Origin of the sequence: Salinispora pacifica DSM 45544 (genome assembly GCF_000378845.1) — a bacterium.
Lineage (GTDB): Bacteria > Actinomycetota > Actinomycetes > Mycobacteriales > Micromonosporaceae > Micromonospora > Micromonospora pacifica.
Map to the genome: position 1 here is coordinate 3,945,235 of NZ_KB905359.1, position 17,643 is coordinate 3,962,877.

Sequence of the window (17,643 nt, forward strand, 5' to 3'; positions counted from 1 at the left end):
GGAAGGGGACACGAGTGCAGGAGCGCACCCGGGTACGGCTGGATGTCTCGTATGACGGCACCGACTTCTCCGGCTGGGCGGTCCAGCCGCAGCGACGTACGGTCGCTGGTGCCCTCGTGGCGGCGCTTGACCTGGTGCTCGGTGCCGGCGCGGCGACCGGGCTGACCGTCGCCGGTCGGACCGACGCCGGCGTCCACGCCACCGGGCAGGTCTGCCACGTCGACCTGCGGACCGAGCTGTGGCACCAGCACGAGCACACCCTGCTGCGGCGGCTGGCCCGGCTGCTCCCCACCGACGTCCGGGTTCGGGCGATGACGGGAGCGCCGGCCGACTTCGACGCCCGTTTCTCGGCGACCTTCCGGCGGTACGAGTACCGCGTCACAGACGCGCCCTGGGGGGCGGAGCCGTTGCGGCGCCACGACACCCTGTCCTGGCCGAGCCGGCTCGACCTGGCCGCGCTGAACACCGCCGCCGACGGGCTGGTGGGGGAGCACGACTTCGCCGCGTACTGCCGGCGTAAGGAGAACGCGACGACGTTGCGGGAGGTGACCCGGCTGGACTGGCGGCGTGCCCCGGACGGGATTCTCGTGGCGACCGTGCAGGCCGACGCCTTCTGCCAGGCGATGGTGCGCAGTCTGGTCGGTGCGATGCTGGCCGTCGGGGATGGCCGCCGCCCCGCTGACTGGCCGGCCGGGCTGCTCGCCCGTCGGGAGCGCGCCAGTGAGGTGAACGTCGCCCCGGCACACGGCTTGACCCTGGTCGAGGTGGGTTACCCGGATGACCCGGCCGAGTACGGCCGGCGGGCCACCCGGACCCGCCGGTTGCGGGTGCCGCCCCCGGCCTGAGGCGGGGCGTCGGCGGGGCCGGTGCGAGAATCAACGGTGTGACCGGCGACCACTACTTCACCGCTGAACCGGCGACTGCCGCCCAACCCCGGGAGGTGGTCTTCGCCGCGGCCGGCCGCGACTACACGCTGGCCTCCGCCGGCGGTGTCTTCTCCGCCGGGCGGCTTGACCCGGGGACGGCGGTGCTGCTGCGGAAGGCCGAGCTACCGGCGCCGGAGAGCACCGGTCACCTGCTCGACCTCGGCTGCGGCTTCGGACCGATCACCTGTGTGCTCGCCACCTCGGTGCCGTCGGCCACCGTCTGGGCCGTCGACGTCAACGAGCGGGCTCGTGAGCTGACCACGGCCAACGCCGCGCGGGTCGGGGCGGCGGCCCGGGTCCGCGTCGCCCCGCCGGACGCGGTGCCAGCGGCGGTGACGTTCGATCAGATCTGGTCGAATCCGCCGATCCGGATCGGCAAGAACGAGCTGCACCAGCTCCTGCTGCGCTGGCTGCCCCGGCTGGCGCCGGACGGGGTGGCCTGGCTGGTTGTCGCCCGGCACCTTGGTGGTGACTCGTTACACCGCTGGCTGTCCGAGCGGGGCTGGCAGGTGGCGCGGCCGGCGAGCCAGAAGGGCTACCGGTTGCTGCGGGTGACCAGGTAGGACGGGTTGGTCCCCTAGCGCGCGTTGGTCCGGTAAAACGGGTTGGCCCGGCCGGGCTGGCCCGGCAGGATGCCAACGTGGGTTACGTGGATGTGGCAGCCGTTGGGCACTGGCTGCCCGACGGGCGACAGCTCTTCGGCGATGTGTCGTTCCGGGTCGGTGATGGTGCCAAGATCGCCCTGGTCGGGCCGAACGGCGCGGGCAAGACGACGCTGCTGCGCATGGTCGCCGGCGACCTGCCGGTGCAGCGCGGCGTGGTCACCCGGGCCGGCGGGCTGGGGGTGATGCGTCAGTTCATCGGGATGATCGGCGACGAGTCGACCCTCGCCGACCTGGCCCTCTCCCTCGCCCCGCCCCGGCTGCGCGAGGCGGGTAGGCGGGTCGCCGGGACGGAGTCGGCGATGCGGGCGGCTGAGGTGCGCGGCAAGTACAGCACCGCCGCCGGAAAGGCCCAGCTCGCGTACGCGGACGCGCTCGCCGCCTGGGGGGAGGCGGGCGGGTACGACGCGGAGGTGCTCTTCGACACGGTGACCACGATCGTGCTCGACCTGCCGTGGGACACGGCGCGGCACCGTCCGGTCCGGACGCTCTCCGGCGGCCAGCAGAAGCGCTTCGCCCTGGAGCTGCTCCTGCGTGGTCCGGAAGAGGTGCTCCTGCTCGACGAGCCGGACAACTTCCTCGACGTGCCCGGGAAGCGCTGGTTGGAGGCGCGGCTGCGGGAGTCCGGCAAGTCGGTGCTGTACGTCTCGCACGACCGGGAGTTGCTGGCCCGCACCGCGGACCGGGTGGTGGCGGTCGAGGGCGGTGGCGCGTGGGTGCACCCGGGTGGCTTCGCCAGCTGGCACGAGGCCCGCGTCGCCCGGCACGACCGTCTCGACGAGCAGCGTCGGCGGTGGGACGAGGAACACCAGAAGCTGCGGGAACTGATGCTGATGTACAAGCAGAAGGCCGCGTACAACTCGGGTATGGCCTCCCGCTACCAGGCCGCCCAGACCCGGTTGCGGAAGTTCGAGGAGGCCGGGCCGCCGCCCGTACCCCCGAAGGAGCAGGACATCCGGATGCGGCTGGCCGGCGGCCGCACCGGTAAGCGTGCCCTGATCTGCGAGCAGTTGGCGCTCGATGACCTGACCTACCCCTTTGACCTGGAGCTCTGGTACGGCGACCGGGTCGCCGTGCTCGGTGCCAACGGGACCGGGAAGTCGCACTTCCTCCGCCTGATCGCCCGGGGCGGAACCGACCCCGATCCGGCGAATCAGCCGGTTGACGGCGGTACGCGGCTCACACCCGTCGGGCATGACGGGGTGGCCCGACTCGGTGCCCGGGTCCGGCCCGGCCACTTCTCCCAGACCCACGACCGGCCGGAGCTGATGGAGCGGACGCTGGTCGACATCCTCTGGCGGGGCGACGAACACCGCGCCGGCATGGATCGGCACGCGGCGATGGCCGCGCTGTCCCGGTACGAGCTGGCCGGGCAGGGGGACCAGCGGTTCGGTACGCTCTCCGGCGGCCAGCAGGCTCGGTTCCTGGTGCTGCTGCTGGAGTTGTCCGGGGCGACTTTGCTGCTGCTTGACGAGCCGACCGACAACCTGGACCTGGCCTCGGCGGAGGCGCTCGAATCGGGGCTGGCCGCGTTCGCCGGGACGGTGGTGGCGGTGACGCATGATCGATGGTTCACCCGTTCGTTTGATCGATTCTTGCTGTTCCAAGGGGACGGCGAGGTGGTGGAGGCCGCCGAGCCGGTCTGGGAGGTGGCCTGAGCGCGGGCGGCATAGGGTGGATCTCGTGACTGAGATGACGTACCGCCGGTTGGGCGACTCCGGGCTCGTGGTGTCCGCGGTCGGCATCGGCTGCAACAACTTTGGCCGCCGGGTCGACCTGGACGGGACCCGGGCGGTGGTGGCGGCCGCCCTCGATTCCGGGATCAACTTCTTCGACACCGCCGACATCTATGGTGCTCCGCCGGGTGGCTCCGAGGAACTCCTCGGCCAGGTGCTCAAGGGAGGCCGGGACGATGTGGTGATCGCCACCAAGTTCGGCATGGACATGGACGGCCATAACGGACCGGACTACGGTGCCCGCGGTGCCCGTCGCTATATCATGCGGGCGGTGGAGGCTTCGCTGCGTCGGCTGCAGACCGACCACATTGACCTGTACCAGCTGCACGAGCCGGACCCCGGCACCCCGATCGACGAGACGCTGGCCGCACTGGACGATCTGGTCACCGCCGGCAAGGTGCGTTACCTGGGTAACTCCAACTTCGACGGCTGGCAGATCGCCGACGCGGACTGGACCGCCAGCTCGCGCGGGTCGACCCGGTTCATCTCCGCCCAGAACCACTACTCGCTGCTCCAACGGGGTGTCGAGGCCGAGGTTGTCCCGGCGTGTGAGCGGTTCGGGCTGGGCCTGCTGCCCTTCTTTCCCCTCGCCAACGGCCTGCTCACCGGCAAGTACAAGCGCGGCGAGGCCGCGCCGTCGGGCAGTCGCCTCGCCGGTGGCGGCCGGTACGCGGCCCGGCTGGCCGCCGCCGACTGGGACACCATCGAGGCGCTCGAGGCCTACGCGGCCGAGCGCGGCCTCAGCCTGCTTCAGGTCGCCATCGGCGGGCTCGCCGCCCAGCCCGCGGTGGCCTCGGTGATCGCCGGTGCCACCACCCCCGACCAGGTACGGGCCAACGCGGCGGCCGGTGCCTGGGTGCCCGACGCCGACGACCTGGCCGCCCTGCGGGCGGTACTCGACAGCTAGCGAGTGGAGAATCTCGGCCTCCCATCGTCTCAATGGTGGGAGGCCGATTCGTGTCCGGGCCGGCTCCGGCAGCGGCCGGTCCGCACACTTGCGCCGAGGACGCCGTCTTGGCAGCCACACGGCGCCTGCCGTACGGTGGTGGGTAGTAACCCACGGGAGCCCGGTAAACCGGGCTGAGAGGGGGGCTGAGAGCCCCCGACCGTTGAACCTGATCCGGGTAGTGCCGGCGCAGGGAGGAGAGTTGCCGTGTCGTCCCTTGGGCGTCTACATCTGATTACCGACACCAGACCTGGGCGCAACCCGCTCACCGTGGTGCGGGCCGCCTTGTCGGTGGCCCGTACCGAACTGGTCGTCCAGGTCCGCGTGACCGACGACGCGACCGACCGGCAGGCGTACGACCTGGCCCGCCAGGTGACCGCGCTCTGCGCCCCGTACGGTGCGACCTGCCTGGTGAACGATCGGCTACACGTGGCCCTGGCGGTTGGTGCCGCCGGTGGACACGTGGGCGCCGACGACCTGCCCGTCGGGGCGGCCCGCGCGGTGCTCGGCTCCGCCGCTGTCCTCGGCGCCACCGCCCGGTACGCGGACACCGCTGTCGAGGCGGTCGTCGCCGGGGCCAGTTACCTCGGGGTCGGGCCGGTCCACTCCACCACCTCAAAGGACGGCCTGCCGCCCGCGATCGGCGTGGCGGGGGTACGGGCGGTTGCCGCCGCGGTCAGCGTGCCGGTGATCGCCATCGGGGCGGTGACCGCAGCGGACGTGCCGGCCCTGCGGGCCGCGGGCGCGTACGGAGTGGCGGTGATCGGCGCGCTCTCGCACGCCGCCGACCCCGCCCGGACCACCGCCGAACTGATCAAGGCGCTGACGTGGTGAGCAAACTGCCGGGTACCCCCCGGGGCGGCAACCGGAACTCGCTGTCCACTCCCGACGTCGCGGTGGTCGGGGCCGGGCCGATCGGCCTGGCCATCGCCTGGCGGTGCGCGGCCCGCGGGCTGCGGGTCGTCGTACACGACCCGGATCCCGGCTCGGGTGCGGTGCACGCCGCGGCGGGGATGCTCGCGCCGGTCGCCGAGGCGTACTTCGGGGAGCACGAGCTGACTGGCCTGCTCACCGAGTCGGCGGCGCGCTGGCCGGCGTTCGCCGCGGAGCTGGCCGCCGCCTCCGGTACCGACGTCGGCTACCGCAGCGAGGGCACCCTGATGGTCGGGCTCACCACCGACGATCTTGCGGTGGCCCGTCGGCTCTGGGCGTACCAGCAGGGGCTGGGGCTGCCGGTCACCCCACTGCGCCCCTCCGAGCTTCGAGACCGGGAGCCGGCGCTGTCACCCCGGATGCGGGGTGGCGCCTACGCCGGCACCGACCACCAGGTGGACCCGCGGCGGTTGGTGTCGGCGTTGCGCACCGCCACCGAGCGGGCCGGGGGAGTGCTGGTGCCGACGCCGGTCCAGCAGTTGACCGAGGTGACAGCGGGGACCACGGTCGTCGCGGCCGGCTGTGGCTCCGCTGCCCTGACCGGGCTGCCCGTCCGCCCGGTCAAGGGCCAGGTGCTTCGGCTCCGTGCTCCCGGTGCGCCGGGCTTCCAGCACGTGATCCGGGGTTTCGCCGATGGGGAACAGGTCTATCTCGTCCCGCGGCCGGACGGGGAGGTGGTGGTCGGGGCGACCTCGGAGGAGCGCACCGACACCATGGTGACCAGCGGTGCGGTGTTGCGGCTACTCCGGGCCGCCACCGACCTGGTACCCGAGGTGGCTGAGTACGAGCTGGTCGAGGCGGTCGCCGGGCTCCGTCCGGGTAGCCCCGACAACGCGCCGATCCTCGGTCCGTTGCCCGGGCGGCCAGCGGTGCTCGCCGCGACCGGGCACCACCGGCACGGGGTCGTGCTCACCCCGGTCACCGCCGACCTGATCGCCGACCTGATCAGCACCGGTACGCCGGATCCGCTACTCGCCGCCTTCACCCCGGAGCGCCTCGGTCCGGGGCGCTCCCGTCCACCCGCCACCGCCGACCCGGCGTGCGGATCCGCCGTGCCCCGGCCGACCCCACTGGAGGAGTCGTGGAACTGATGGTGAACGGCCTTGGGCGCAGCCTGCCCACCGGCTCCACCCTCGCGGACCTGGTCCGGGCGGTGACCGAACAGGAGCGTGGTCTGGCGGTCGCCGTCAACGGCGAGGTCGTGCCGCGGGGTGGCTGGCCGGTCACCCTGCTGTGCGAGGGCGACCGGGTCGAGGTGCTCAGCGCCGCGCAGGGCGGGTGAGCGGGGTGACTTTCGAACTGGGTGGAGTACCGATCCCGTCGCGCCTGGTCCTCGGCACCGGCGGGGCCGCCAACCTCACCGTCCTGGAAGAGGCGATCCGAGCCTCCGGCACCGGCCTGGTCACCGTGGCGCTGCGCCGGGTGGACACCACCGGGGGCCCTTCGGGTGGCCTACTGGACCTGGTCGACCGTTGCGGGGTCCGGCTGCTACCCAACACCGCCGGCTGCTACACGGCGGGTGAGGCGGTCAAGGTGGCCCAGCTGGCCCGGGAGGCGTTCGAGACCGACTGGGTGAAGCTTGAGGTGATCGGCGACGAGCGCACCCTGCTGCCCGACGGCGTGGAGCTGTTGCGGGCCGCGGAGGAGTTGGTCGCCGACGGTTTCACCGTGCTGCCGTACACCTCGGACGACCCGATCCTGGCGCGTCGGCTCGCCGATGTCGGCTGCGCGGCGGTGATGCCGGCGGGTTCCCCGATTGGGTCGGGGCTCGGGGTGTCGAACCCGCACCACATCCGGCTCATCCGGCAGAGCGTGGCGGTGCCAGTGATCTTGGATGCGGGGATCGGCACCGCCTCCGATGCGGCGCTCGCCATGGAATTGGGCTGCGACGCGGTGCTGCTGGCCAGCGCGGTGACTCGGGCCGCCGATCCGGTGGCGATGGCGACGGCGATGCGGTACGCGGTCGATGCCGGCCGGCTCGCGTACCAGGCCGGCCGGATACCGCGCCGCTTCCACGCCCTCGCCTCGACTCCGGACGACGGGCGGCCAGAGCTGTGACCGGGCCGACCGGCCTGGTGGTACTCACCGATCGCCGGATGGCGCGGCGACCGCTCGTCGAGGTTGTCGCCGCGGCCGTGGCCGGCGGTACGCGCTGGGTGGTGCTGCGGGAGCGAGATCTTCCCCGGGCTGAGCGAGCCGCCCTCGCCGATGAGCTGCGTCAGGTCCTCACCCCGGTCGGTGGCACGTTGGTCGTTGCCGGCCCGGACCCGCTCGGCGGCGACGCGGTGCACCTGTCGGCGGCTGGTCCGTACCCGCCGCCGCGACTCGGGCTGATCGGCCGTTCCTGCCACGACGAGGCGGAACTGGGCCGGCTCACGGTTGAGGACTACGCCACTCTCTCCCCCGTATATCCGACGCCGACGAAGCCCGGCTACGGCCCACCGTTGCTTCCGTCCGGGCTGGCAAGCTTGCTCAAGGCCAGTCCGGTCCCGGTGGTGGCGCTGGGCGGGATCGAGACGTCCGGGCAGGTGCGCGACTGTGTGCGGGCGGGAGCCGCCGGGGTGGCGGTCCTGGGTGCGATCATGCGGGCCGAGGACCCGGGCGCCGTGGCCGCCGCCCTTCAGGGAGCCTTCGACACCGTCTCCAGCGCAGGTGTGCGATGACGCCCCGCACCGTCCTCACCATCGCTGGCTCGGACTCCGGCGGGGGCGCCGGCATCCAGGCCGACCTGAAGGTCTTCGCGGCGCTGGGGGCGTACGGCACCAGCGTCATCACCTCCGTCACCGCGCAGAACACCTGCGGTGTTGACGCCGTGCTGTCGTTGCCCCCGCAGACCGTCACCGACCAACTGGAGAGCGTGCTCACCGACTTCACGGTGCGGGCGGTGAAGACCGGTACGCTCGGCAGCCCGGCGATCGCCGACGCGGTCGCTGTTGCGGCGGGGGAGGGTCGACTGCCGCATCTCGTCGTCGACCCGGTGCTGGTGGCGACCAGTGGGCGCCGGCTGGGCACGGTCGCGGCGGTGGAGCGGTTGCTGCCGTTCGCCCGGGTGGCGACGCCGAATCGGGCGGAGGCCGCGGCCCTCACCGGCGCGCGGGTCGAGACGGTCGAGGAGATGATCGTCGCGGCGAAGGCACTGGCCGCCGGCGGACCGGAGTATGTCGTGGTCACCGGCGGGGACACCGACGGTGATGAAGCGGCGGTGGACGTGCTCCACGGCGAGGACGTCACCACCCAGCTCCGGGCGGCCCGGGTATCGACCCGGCACAACCACGGCACTGGGTGCTCGTTCTCGGCGGCCATCGCCGCCCGGCTGGCGCTCGGTGATTCGGTGCCGGTTGCCGTCGCGGCGGCCAAGGAATATGTGACCCGGGCGCTGATCGGCGCTCGGGGCTGGGAGTTGGGCGCGGGACGCGGACCACTCGATCACTTCAGCTGGTCCGTCTGACCTATAGGGAGGCTGTCATGCAGAAACGTCGCAAGGTCTACGTCGAGGGGTCGCGGCCGGACATCCAGGTGCCCTTCGCCGAGGTCGACCTCGCCGGAGACAACCCGCCGGTGCGGCTCTACGACACCTCGGGACCGGGCTCCGACCCGGAGGCGGGGCTACCGCCGATGCGCGGCAGGTGGATCGCGTCCCGGGGGGATGTCGCCCCGGTTCGCGGCGCCGGTACCCCGTTGGCGGGGGTGGACGGCCAGCGGCCGACCCAACTCGCGTACGCCCGGGCCGGGGTGGTGACGCCGGAGATGGAGTTCGTGGCGATCCGTGAGGGGGTGGCGCCGGAGCTGGTGCGGGAGGAGATCGCGTCCGGGCGGGCCGTGCTGCCGCTGAACGTCAACCACCCGGAGTGCGAGCCGGCGATCATCGGCAAGGCCTTCCTGGTGAAGATCAATGCGAATATCGGCACCTCGGCGGTCACCTCCTCGATCGCCGATGAGGTGGAGAAGCTGACCTGGGCGACCCGGTGGGGCGCGGACGCGGTGATGGATCTGTCGACCGGTAAACGGATCCACGAAACCCGGGAGGCGGTTGTCCGGAACTCTCCGGTGCCGATCGGCACCGTGCCGGTCTACCAGGCCCTGGAGAAGGTGGGCGGCGATCCAGCGAAGTTGAGCTGGGAGGTGTTCCGGGAGACGGTCATCGAGCAGGCCGAGCAGGGCGTCGACTACATGACCGTGCACGCCGGGGTGCTGCTGGCCTACGTGCCGCTCGCCGTGGAGCGGGTGACCGGGATCGTCTCCCGCGGTGGTTCGATCATGGCAGCGTGGTGCCTCGCCCACCACGAGGAGAACTTCATCTACACCAACTACCGGGAGCTCTGCGAGATTCTGGCCCGCTACGACGTGACCTTCTCGCTTGGCGACGGGCTGCGCCCCGGTTCCATCGCGGACGCCAACGACGAGGCACAGTTCGCCGAGCTGCGTACCCTCGGTGAGCTGACAAAAATCGCCTGGGAATACGACGTCCAGGTGATGATCGAGGGTCCGGGGCACGTGCCGATGCATAAGATCAAGGAGAATGTGGACCTGCAGCAGGAGTGGTGTCACGAGGCGCCGTTCTACACGCTTGGCCCACTGGCCACGGACATCGCGCCCGCGTACGACCACATCACCTCCGCTATCGGCGCGGCGATGAGCTCCTGGTTCGGTACCGCGATGCTCTGCTATGTCACCCCGAAGGAGCACCTCGGGTTGCCGGACCGGGACGATGTGAAGGCCGGCGTGATCGCTTACAAGATCGCCGCGCACGCCGCCGATCTGGCCAAGGGTCACCCGGGGGCCCAGGAGTGGGACGACGCGCTCTCCAAGGCGCGGTTCGAGTTCCGCTGGGAGGACCAGTTCAACCTGGCGTTGGACCCGGAGACCGCGCGCGCCTACCACGACGCCACCCTGCCGGCTGAGCCAGCGAAGACGGCCCACTTCTGTTCGATGTGCGGACCAAAGTTCTGCTCCATGAAGATCACCCAGGAGCTGAAGGAGTACGCCGCACGCGGTATGAAGGAGAAGTCGGAGGAATTCGTTGAGTCCGGCGGTCGGGTCTACCTTCCGATTGCGTGATCTCTGACCACCGCGGCACCCCGAGCAGCAGGCGGGGTGCCGCGGTGGTCATCGGGCACCGCGTTGACCGGGCCCGTCGAGACGGGGGCGGCTGGTCAGTCGGCGTGATGCCGGCCGACAGAGCGCAACGAGCGGCGAGCGCCTTCCCGATTGGGCTCGTTGTTGGGGACCGGCTCGCTCAGACCGGTCACCCAGTCAACGAACTCCTCGTCCTGTGCTGGTAGCGGGACCTCCGCTGTCGGCTCCGCCACCTCGTCGGCCCGGGAGCGACTGCGTCGGAACAGGTTTCGGCGGCGCGGGGCGGGAGGCGTCGCGCCGGCCACCAACTGGTCGTCCGCGGCGCCCGGGTCGGCCTCGTCCGCTACCGGACGCGGTCGGGCCGCCGGGACGGGGCTGCCGGTGGTCGGCGCGGCCGTGTCGACCTCGGCCGGAGCCGGAGATATCGGGGGGACTACCGTCGGCGCGGGGGCGAGCAGCGGTTCGGGGCCCGGTGTTGGCTCGGGTTTGGCTGCCGGTGGGCGTTTCCTCGGTGGCCAGCGCAGTAACGTGGTGGCTCGTTCGACCGGGCGTTCGATCAGTGGCCAGCGCAGCGTCGCGGCGACGGCCGAGCCGAGTCCGCCGGCGACCACCGTGAGCAGGGCGGCGTAGTACGGCGTGGTCTGGTACTGGTCCGCATCCGCCCCGGGGCCCGCCACCAGGTACGCGCCGGCTAACAGCATCGGCCCGGGCAGCCCGGTCAGCGCGCCGACGGATGTGGCCTGCCCGCGTCGACGGGCGAGGCCGCCGGCGCCGACTCCGGCCAGCAGCGCCGCCGCCGGAAGGCCCAGCAGGCAGAGGCGGTCCGCCGCGGCGGGGTCGAGCCAGGAGGGTTCCCACACCCCGAGGCGTACTGCCCGCAGTGGGCCGGTGTCGTTCAGCGACGGGGCAACCGAGGCCAGGGCGAGGAACCAGACCAGGCCGGCGACGATCGCCATGTTCCAGAGCAGCGGGGGTCGTATGAGGACGGCCAGCGCCGCACCCCCGCCGAGCACCGCGCCGAGGAGTGCACCAGCGGCGACAGACCAGACCGGTTCCACGGCACCCACGTCGGCAGCTCGGGCCGACTGCATTCCCAGCGGCGCGACGACCATGGCACCGAGCGCGGCGGCGCCCGCCACGGCGGCCCGCCGACGAACGCTGATCAGTGGGGCTCCCCGGCGCGCCAGCCGTTCGGCACAGACGGCACCGGTGACAGCGGCGTTCGCCGCAAACCAGGCGACCCAGGCGAGTTGTGCTGGCCACTGGTTGACGCTCGCGTCGGTGAAGGCGCCGGAGAAGCGCACGATGCCAAAGCCGAATGCGACGCCGAGCTGTCCGGCTCCGGCCAGCAGACTTACCCCAAGCGCCGTGAGCAGTAGCTTGCCCAAGGTCCGAAACGCCATGCCGGGCAGGTTACGGTCCCGGCGCGGGCGGGCGCCACTGGCACGCCGGGCCGGGTGCGGTAGCCCGCCCCGGCATTGGGTTACTTGAGCTCGACCAGCCGGGCCAGGTAGGTCGTGTCGCCCGTGTTGGTCAGCATGTGCACCGCTCCCGGATCCCGGTAGACGACGCCGCCGGTTGGCTCATCGGCGTCGATTCGGTCGCCGTCGATGGTCTGCACGACGTTCTTGGCACCCTGGATCGCCACCACCAGATACGGGTGGTCGTGCCGATGCAGCGGCTGCCGCTCACCGGGTGCCAGTCTGATGTGCCAGACCCGTACCCGGTCGTTCTCGAAAACGATCTCCTGGCCCACCGGGCCCAGCTCAAGGTCGGTTGTGGTCATTGTGGTCCATCCAGTTGGGGGAGCACCTCGGCGGCGATGAGCTCCAGGTGGTCGAGGTCGGCGAGGTCGATGAGGCGCAGGTGGACGCGGCTCGCTCCGATCGCGGCGAACTCGCCGATGCGATCGACGAGCCGCGCGGGCGAGCCCACGACCGGATCCTCCGGGGGCAGGGCGCTGGGTCGGTGCAGGGGAGCGGCACGGTGGCGTGCCTCGGCGTCGGTGCGGCCGACGGCCACCACAATCCCCGCCGAGAGCGTCAGTGGTTGCCGCCCGGACTCGGCCCGGCCAGTGGCATCGCATGCCTCCCCGACCCGCTCATACGCCGCCGCCGTCTGGGCGACGGAGGTGAACGGCATGTTGAACTCGTCGGCATACCGGGCAGCCAGGTCCGGGGTACGCTTCGCACCGCGACCGCCCACGATCACCGGTGGACCGGGGCGCTGGACTGGCTTCGGCAGTGCTGGCGCGTCAACGAGTTGGTAATGCTCTCCGGAGTAGCTGAACCCGGCCCCCGGAGGGGTACGCCACAGGCCGGTGACGATCTCCAGCTGCTCGGCCAGCCGGTCGAACCGTTCCCTGACGCCGGGGAAGGGAATCCCGTAGGCGGTGTGCTCCCGCTCGTACCAGCCGGCGCCGATACCCAGCTCGACCCGGCCACCGCTCATCTGGTCGACCTGCGCCACCATGACGGCCAGTGGGCCGGGTAGCCGGAAGGTGGCCGACGTGACCAGCGTGCCGAGCCGGATCCGGCTGGTCTCGCGGGCCAGCGCGGCCAGCGTCAGCCAGGCATCGGTGGGACCGGGCAGCGCCGGTTCGTCGCCCATCGCCCGGTAGTGGTCGGCGCGGAGGAAGGCGTCGTAGCCGCAGCGCTCCGCGTGGCGGGCGAACCGGAGCTGGTCTTCGTAGCTGGCGCCACGGTGTGGTTCGGTGAATACCGAGACGCGCATCAGGGTGCCTCCACCGATCCGGGTTCCTGCTCCGCGAGCAGCTCGTGCAGGTCGGCGCTGACCCGGGCGACATCGGCCAGATGTGCGTTGCGGCCAAGCGTGCGCGGGCGGGGGATGGAGACGTCAACGAGGTCGCGGATGCGGCCGGGGCGAGGGCTGAGCACGACCACCCGGTCAGCCAGCAGGACTGCTTCTTCGATGGAGTGGGTGACGAAGACGACCGTCGCCGATGTCTCCATGTGCACCCGTTGTAGCTCGCCGGAGAGCTCCTCGCGGGTGAGCGCATCCAGGGCGGAGAAGGGTTCATCCATCAGCATCACCCGGGGCTCGCCGATCAGTGAGCGGCAGAGCGAGACCCGCTGTTGCATGCCGCCGGAGAGCTCGTGTGGCAGCCGCTTCTCGAACCCGGCGAGGCCGGTCAGCTCCAGCAGCTGCCGGGCCCGGTCGCGGTGTTGGGCCCGCTTCCAGCCGAAGATCTCCACCGGGAGGAGGACGTTGTCGAGCACCGTGCGCCAGGGCAGTAGGGCGGGTCGCTGGAACAGCATCGCGACGTCCGGCCGGGGATGGGTGACCGGCGCGCCAGCGACGGTGACTTCCCCGACCGTAACCGGGAGTAGCCCGGCGATGAGTCGGAGCAGAGTGGATTTGCCGCAGCCGGAGCGGCCGAGTACGGCAACGAACTCGCCGTCGCCGATGTCAAGGTCGATGTCACGCAGGGCCTCGACCTGGCCGGAGCGGCCATTGAAGCTCCGGGATACCCCGGACAGCCGGATCATCCGCGGACCTTCCTGAGTTGACGGTCAGTGATCAAGCGACAGAGTACCGGTCGGGCGTGGCAATGATGCTGGCTGGGGTGGGATTAGTTGTGTCCGTTCCGCAACCCGATATGCCTGGTGGCGCGGCGGCGGTTTTCTCGTACGCTGTGCCCCCGAAGAGTCCCCTGACGATGGCGGCGCTGGCTTCATCCTTCGGGCCGCCGCCACCCGACTACCCTCCGGTGGCGCTCGGCCCCGGTCGGAAAGGACAAGGTGTACAGATGAGAAGGCTGACCCGTACGGTCGCCGCGGCTACGATGGCCGCTGCGCTGGCGACGGTTGGGGCGTGTAGCAGCGACTCGGAATCCACTGAGGGGGGTGACGACGCGCTGGAGAAGGTCACCTACCTCACTTCTTTTGGGAACTTCGGCCGGGACTCCTACGCCTGGGTGGCGCAGGAGAAGGGCTTCTTCCGCGACGCGGGTTTTGACGTCGAGATCAAGCCGGGACAGGGCACCGGGAGTACTATTCAGACGGTCTCCGCCGGCCAGGCGGACTTCGGGCCGGTCGACCTCACCGGTAGCCTGCTCCAGTTCGGCAACGGCGAGGCCAAGGACTTCGTCGTCGTCGCCGCGATCCAACAGCGCACTATGGCCGGCATCGCCACCGTCGAGGGTACGAACATCGCCACGCCGAAGGACCTCGAGGGCAAGAAGATCGCGGACTCCCCCACCTCGGTGGTCCGTAACCTCTTCCCCACGTACGCGGAGTTGGCCGGCGTGGACGCGAGCAAGGTGACCTGGGTCAACGGTCAGCCGCAGGACCTGATGGGCACCCTCGCCGCCGGCACGGTCGACGGCATCGGGCAGTTCGTCGTGGGCCAGCCAACCATCGAGGCGATCGCCAAGAAGAAGGCGTTCATGCTGCCGTACAGCGAGTACATGCAGGACCTCTACGGCAACGTGCTGATCACCTCCGCGAAGATCGCCGAAGAAAAGCCGGAGATGGTCAAGCGGTTCAGCGAGGCCCTGTTGAAGGGCTTGGAGTACGCGTTGGAGAACCCGAAGGAGTCAGCCGAGCTGCTGAAGAAGAACGTGGACTCGACGAACGTCGAGTCCGCCCAGGCGGAGCTCGAGCTGATGGCCGGCTACGTTCGGTCCAGCAACAGTGGTGCGACGCTGGGCACGCTGGACAGTGCCCGGGTAGCGAAGAGCATCGCCATCCTGCGTGGTGCGGGACAGCTCACGCAGGAGCTCGAGCCGGACCAGGTCATCGACTTCAGCCTCACCCCGAAGGCCTGATCGACCACCATTCGGGGGTGTGGACCGGGTCCCGGTCCACACCCCCGCCGTGTGCCGGCCCGCAGCCGGCAGGAAGGAGGAGGCGGTGACCGAGACCCGGACCCGTATTGAGGGACCGTCGGCGGGGGTGGGGAACCCGTCCGCGCCGGCCCGCCGACGGCGTGCGATTCCGGTCGGGGCCGCCGGGCTTCCGTTCCTCGGACTGGTGATCGCACTGGCCTGTTGGTGGCTGGTCACCACCGGGTTCGGCCTGGTGCACCCGGCTGCCCTGCCGTCACCGCAGGCCGTCGGGGCCTCGATGGCCGATCGGAGCGGTGTGCTCCTACCCGCGCTCGGGATCACCACCCTGATGACGGTGGTGGGTTTCCTGCTCTCGGCGGCCACCGGGGTGCTGATCGGAATTGCCCTGGCCGCGTCTCGACACCTGGAGCGGATGTTCGCACCGCTGCTCGTCGCCGTCAACGCGGTACCGAAGATCGCGCTTGGCCCGCTACTCGTGGTGTCTTTCGGCTGGGGTGCGAAGCCGGTCCTGACGATGGTGTTCCTGCTCTGCTTCTTCCCGATCGTGCTCTCCACCTCGACTGGTCTGACGACCACCCCGGCGGACCTCGCCGAACTGGCGCGGTCGCTGCACGCCTCCTGGTGGCAGTCGTTCCGGAAGGTGCGCCTCCCGGCCGCGCTACCGCAGGTCTTCGTCGGCCTCAAGGTGGCGATGCCGCTGGCGGCCATCGGGGCGGTGATCGGGGAGTTCTACTCGGACCAGCCGGGCCTGGGCTACCAGATCCTGCAGTACAACGGAATCGGGGAGACCGCGACGGCGTGGGCGGCGATCGTGTTGATCGCCGCGATGAGCATCGGGCTCTACTCCCTGCTCTACCTCGTCGAACGCCTCGCCCTGCCCTGGGTTCGCGCGACCACGTCGGCTCGGTGACCCAGCCGGTGTGGACCGGCCCGGCCCGGCCCAGCCCGGTCCACACCGGGCCGGGCCGGGGTGTCACCCGGCCAGATGCCAGCGGCCGTTGCGCACGACCAGTGTGGTCAGTGCCTGCGGCATGAGGCCGGAGTGGTTGTCCGGAGTCAGTCGGATCGGACCCGACAGACCATCCAGCTGGGTGGTCTCCAGCACGTCCCGGATGCCCTCCCGGTCGGGCTCCCCACCGATGTTGCCGGACCGCACCGCGGCATCGGTGATGAGCTGGAGGGCATCGGCGGCGAACGAGGAGGAGCCGTGGTATCCACCGAAGCGGGCGGTGTAGTCCTGGAACCACTGTCGCCGGGCCGCCTTCGCCGGGGTGGTGGCGATCACGTCGTCGATCACCATGGTCTGGGTGAAGACCATCGTGGCGTCCTCCGCGGCCTGGGCCGTCGGGCCGAGGAAGAGTTCGCCCGCGGCCGAGGCATCGAAGTAGAGCGCGCCCTCGAAGCCGGCCTTTCGCGCGGCGACGGCGGCGAGGTCAGCCTGCTCGGCGCGGGTCCAGAGCACCAGTGCCCTGGGTCGTACCCCAGCCAGCGCGGTGATCTGGCTGGAGACATCGGTGTCGGTGGCGCGGACGGTCTGGACACCCCAGACCTTGATGTCGGCCTTGTCCAGCGCGGCCTCGAGGGCGGTGAGCCCCTCTTCGCCGTAGGCGTCGTCGCTGCGCAGTACCCCCACCTCATTGATCTTGTTGCGGCGAAGCTCGACAGCGAGGGCTTCGGCGCTGTCAGGGGCGCTCGGAGCCAGCTTGAACACGTACCGGCGCTCCGTTGCCGGGCTGGTGATGGCCTCGGCGGCGGCCAGCGCCACCGTCGGCATCCGCTGCCCGTTGACGGTCTCCACCGCGTCCATCGCGCATTCGTTGCAACCGCCCATGACGATCGCGCTGACCTGGGGATCGGCGCTGAAGTCGGTGACGTTGCGGAGGGACTCGCTCGCCTCGGAGCGGTTGTCCCTGACCCGGAGCTCGATCTGCCGTCCGTTGAGCGCGCCGGATGCGTTGAGCTGTTCGGCCTTGAGCTCGAGCGCCCGTTGGTAGGTCTTGCCCAGTGGCGCGCCGGGCCCGGACAATTCGAGGTCGGCGGCGATGATGATCGGGCTGGTATCTTGCTCCTCCGTGCCGAGCTGGCAGGCGGTGAGCGTGGCGGCCAGGACGGCCGAGGTGAGTGCCGCGGTTGCGGAGCGGATGGGGCTCAACGTTGTCCTCCAGGTACGGCACGGGAGCCAGCGGATCGTCCGTTATCGTTGGGAGTCGATCACTTCCCGTACGGTGTGCGCGCAGCCTGGAGAACCTTGCCAATGTCGGGCCCCCGTGGTCAAGCGGGCCGGGCGGAGGCGTTTCGGGACGAAAATCTCACATGCTGGGGTCACGTAAAGTTTGCGCCTGATTCCAAACCGTATTGGTGCAGCAATGTACGTCTACATTGCCTGTTCAGGGCGGTGTTGAATTGGTAGCATCTGTGGACTGTCGCATCGGCTGGCCGTCATCTGGCCCTTTCACCTCCAGCTCGACTTCCCAAAACTCGTCTCGTCTGATGAAATCGCGGCCGTGCCGCGCATGGTTTCTCTTCTGCTGGACCAGACATGGGTCGGCGGTTC

Annotated in this window: 18 protein-coding genes and 1 riboswitch; of the genes, 13 read left to right on the plus strand and 5 right to left on the minus strand. The window is 70.8% G+C overall.

Annotation, left to right across the window (positions count from 1 at the left end):
• Positions 1-14 precede the first annotated feature (14 nt).
• From truA to thiC, 11 genes are all read left to right on the plus strand, one after another.
• Positions 15-845 carry a tRNA pseudouridine(38-40) synthase TruA gene (truA, locus tag SALPAC3_RS0118100; RefSeq protein WP_018222596.1) on the plus strand — a complete coding sequence of 277 codons (831 nt, stop codon included), beginning with the start codon at positions 15-17 and terminating at the stop codon, positions 843-845.
• 38 nt (positions 846-883) lie between these two features.
• Positions 884-1,489: a class I SAM-dependent methyltransferase gene (locus tag SALPAC3_RS0118105; protein ID WP_018222597.1), complete on the plus strand. Its 606-nt coding sequence runs from the start codon at positions 884-886 to the stop codon at positions 1,487-1,489.
• Between the two features lie 77 nt (positions 1,490-1,566).
• Positions 1,567-3,246 carry an ABC-F family ATP-binding cassette domain-containing protein gene (locus tag SALPAC3_RS0118110; protein WP_018222598.1) on the plus strand — a complete coding sequence of 560 codons (1,680 nt, stop codon included), beginning with the start codon at positions 1,567-1,569 and terminating at the stop codon, positions 3,244-3,246.
• A 16-nt stretch (positions 3,247-3,262) separates the two neighbouring features.
• Positions 3,263-4,231, plus strand: coding sequence for an aldo/keto reductase (locus SALPAC3_RS0118115; RefSeq protein WP_018222599.1), 969 nt, complete (start codon positions 3,263-3,265; stop codon positions 4,229-4,231).
• A gap of 142 nt (positions 4,232-4,373) precedes the next feature.
• Positions 4,374-4,483, plus strand: a riboswitch (TPP riboswitch).
• A complete protein-coding gene (locus SALPAC3_RS0118120; RefSeq protein ID WP_026185690.1) occupies positions 4,478-5,104 on the plus strand; it encodes a thiamine phosphate synthase in 627 nt (208 codons plus the stop codon). Its footprint overlaps the riboswitch before it by 6 nt.
• Positions 5,098-6,294, plus strand: coding sequence for a glycine oxidase ThiO (gene thiO / locus SALPAC3_RS0118125; RefSeq protein ID WP_018222601.1), 1,197 nt, complete (start codon positions 5,098-5,100; stop codon positions 6,292-6,294). The genes SALPAC3_RS0118120 and thiO overlap by 7 nt, the downstream gene beginning before the upstream one ends.
• Positions 6,285-6,485, plus strand: coding sequence for a sulfur carrier protein ThiS (gene thiS, locus SALPAC3_RS0118130; RefSeq protein ID WP_018222602.1), 201 nt, complete (start codon positions 6,285-6,287; stop codon positions 6,483-6,485). Before thiO ends, thiS begins: the two co-directional genes overlap by 10 nt.
• Positions 6,482-7,261 (plus strand): thiazole synthase, encoded by a 780-nt coding sequence (locus tag SALPAC3_RS0118135; RefSeq protein WP_018222603.1) that lies wholly within the window; start codon positions 6,482-6,484, stop codon positions 7,259-7,261. Before thiS ends, SALPAC3_RS0118135 begins: the two co-directional genes overlap by 4 nt.
• Complete coding sequence (locus tag SALPAC3_RS0118140) at positions 7,258-7,866, plus strand: thiamine phosphate synthase (protein ID WP_018222604.1); 609 nt, start codon at positions 7,258-7,260, stop codon at positions 7,864-7,866. The genes SALPAC3_RS0118135 and SALPAC3_RS0118140 overlap by 4 nt, the downstream gene beginning before the upstream one ends.
• Entirely contained in the window at positions 7,863-8,651 is a 789-nt protein-coding gene (gene thiD / locus SALPAC3_RS0118145) for a bifunctional hydroxymethylpyrimidine kinase/phosphomethylpyrimidine kinase (RefSeq protein ID WP_018222605.1), read from the plus strand. The genes SALPAC3_RS0118140 and thiD overlap by 4 nt, the downstream gene beginning before the upstream one ends.
• 17 nt (positions 8,652-8,668) lie before the next feature.
• Positions 8,669-10,261 (plus strand): phosphomethylpyrimidine synthase ThiC, encoded by a 1,593-nt coding sequence (gene thiC, locus SALPAC3_RS0118150; protein ID WP_018222606.1) that lies wholly within the window; start codon positions 8,669-8,671, stop codon positions 10,259-10,261.
• A gap of 95 nt (positions 10,262-10,356) precedes the next feature.
• Here the strand turns inward: thiC and SALPAC3_RS0118155 are convergent, their stop codons facing one another.
• From SALPAC3_RS0118155 to SALPAC3_RS0118170, 4 genes are all read right to left on the minus strand, one after another.
• Complete coding sequence (locus SALPAC3_RS0118155; protein WP_026185692.1) at positions 10,357-11,682, minus strand: hypothetical protein; 1,326 nt, start codon at positions 11,680-11,682, stop codon at positions 10,357-10,359.
• An 80-nt stretch (positions 11,683-11,762) separates the two neighbouring features.
• Positions 11,763-12,065: a cupin domain-containing protein gene (locus SALPAC3_RS0118160; RefSeq protein WP_018222607.1), complete on the minus strand. Its 303-nt coding sequence runs from the start codon at positions 12,063-12,065 to the stop codon at positions 11,763-11,765.
• On the minus strand, positions 12,062-13,012 hold the full coding sequence (locus tag SALPAC3_RS0118165) for an LLM class F420-dependent oxidoreductase (RefSeq protein WP_018222608.1): 951 nt from the start codon (positions 13,010-13,012) through the stop codon (positions 12,062-12,064). The genes SALPAC3_RS0118160 and SALPAC3_RS0118165 overlap by 4 nt, the downstream gene beginning before the upstream one ends.
• Positions 13,012-13,788, minus strand: a complete 777-nt coding sequence (locus tag SALPAC3_RS0118170) for an ABC transporter ATP-binding protein (RefSeq protein ID WP_018222609.1) — start codon at positions 13,786-13,788, stop codon at positions 13,012-13,014. The genes SALPAC3_RS0118165 and SALPAC3_RS0118170 overlap by 1 nt, the downstream gene beginning before the upstream one ends.
• Before the next feature lie 260 nt (positions 13,789-14,048).
• On the opposite strand from SALPAC3_RS0118170, the gene SALPAC3_RS0118175 reads away from it, so the two are divergent.
• Both SALPAC3_RS0118175 and SALPAC3_RS0118180 read left to right on the plus strand, forming a co-directional pair.
• Positions 14,049-15,068, plus strand: coding sequence for an ABC transporter substrate-binding protein (locus tag SALPAC3_RS0118175; RefSeq protein WP_026185693.1), 1,020 nt, complete (start codon positions 14,049-14,051; stop codon positions 15,066-15,068).
• 85 nt (positions 15,069-15,153) lie between these two features.
• Positions 15,154-15,999 (plus strand): ABC transporter permease, encoded by an 846-nt coding sequence (locus tag SALPAC3_RS0118180; protein ID WP_018222611.1) that lies wholly within the window; start codon positions 15,154-15,156, stop codon positions 15,997-15,999.
• Between the two features lie 63 nt (positions 16,000-16,062).
• Here the strand turns inward: SALPAC3_RS0118180 and SALPAC3_RS0118185 are convergent, their stop codons facing one another.
• Positions 16,063-17,241 (minus strand): ABC transporter substrate-binding protein, encoded by a 1,179-nt coding sequence (locus SALPAC3_RS0118185; RefSeq protein ID WP_018222612.1) that lies wholly within the window; start codon positions 17,239-17,241, stop codon positions 16,063-16,065.
• Positions 17,242-17,643 lie beyond the last annotated feature (402 nt).

Bases quoted from the DNA above. Each gene is read 5' to 3' on its own strand.
- thiD (WP_018222605.1), top strand. From the start codon at position 7,863: ATGACGCCCCGCACCGTCCTCACCATCGCTGGCTCGGACTCCGGCGGG.
- thiC (WP_018222606.1), top strand. From the start codon at position 8,669: ATGCAGAAACGTCGCAAGGTCTACGTCGAGGGGTCGCGGCCGGACATC.
- SALPAC3_RS0118155 (WP_026185692.1), bottom strand. From the start codon at position 11,682: ATGGCGTTTCGGACCTTGGGCAAGCTACTGCTCACGGCGCTTGGGGTA.
- SALPAC3_RS0118160 (WP_018222607.1), bottom strand. From the start codon at position 12,065: ATGACCACAACCGACCTTGAGCTGGGCCCGGTGGGCCAGGAGATCGTT.
- SALPAC3_RS0118165 (WP_018222608.1), bottom strand. From the start codon at position 13,012: ATGCGCGTCTCGGTATTCACCGAACCACACCGTGGCGCCAGCTACGAA.
- SALPAC3_RS0118170 (WP_018222609.1), bottom strand. From the start codon at position 13,788: ATGATCCGGCTGTCCGGGGTATCCCGGAGCTTCAATGGCCGCTCCGGC.
- SALPAC3_RS0118175 (WP_026185693.1), top strand. From the start codon at position 14,049: ATGAGAAGGCTGACCCGTACGGTCGCCGCGGCTACGATGGCCGCTGCG.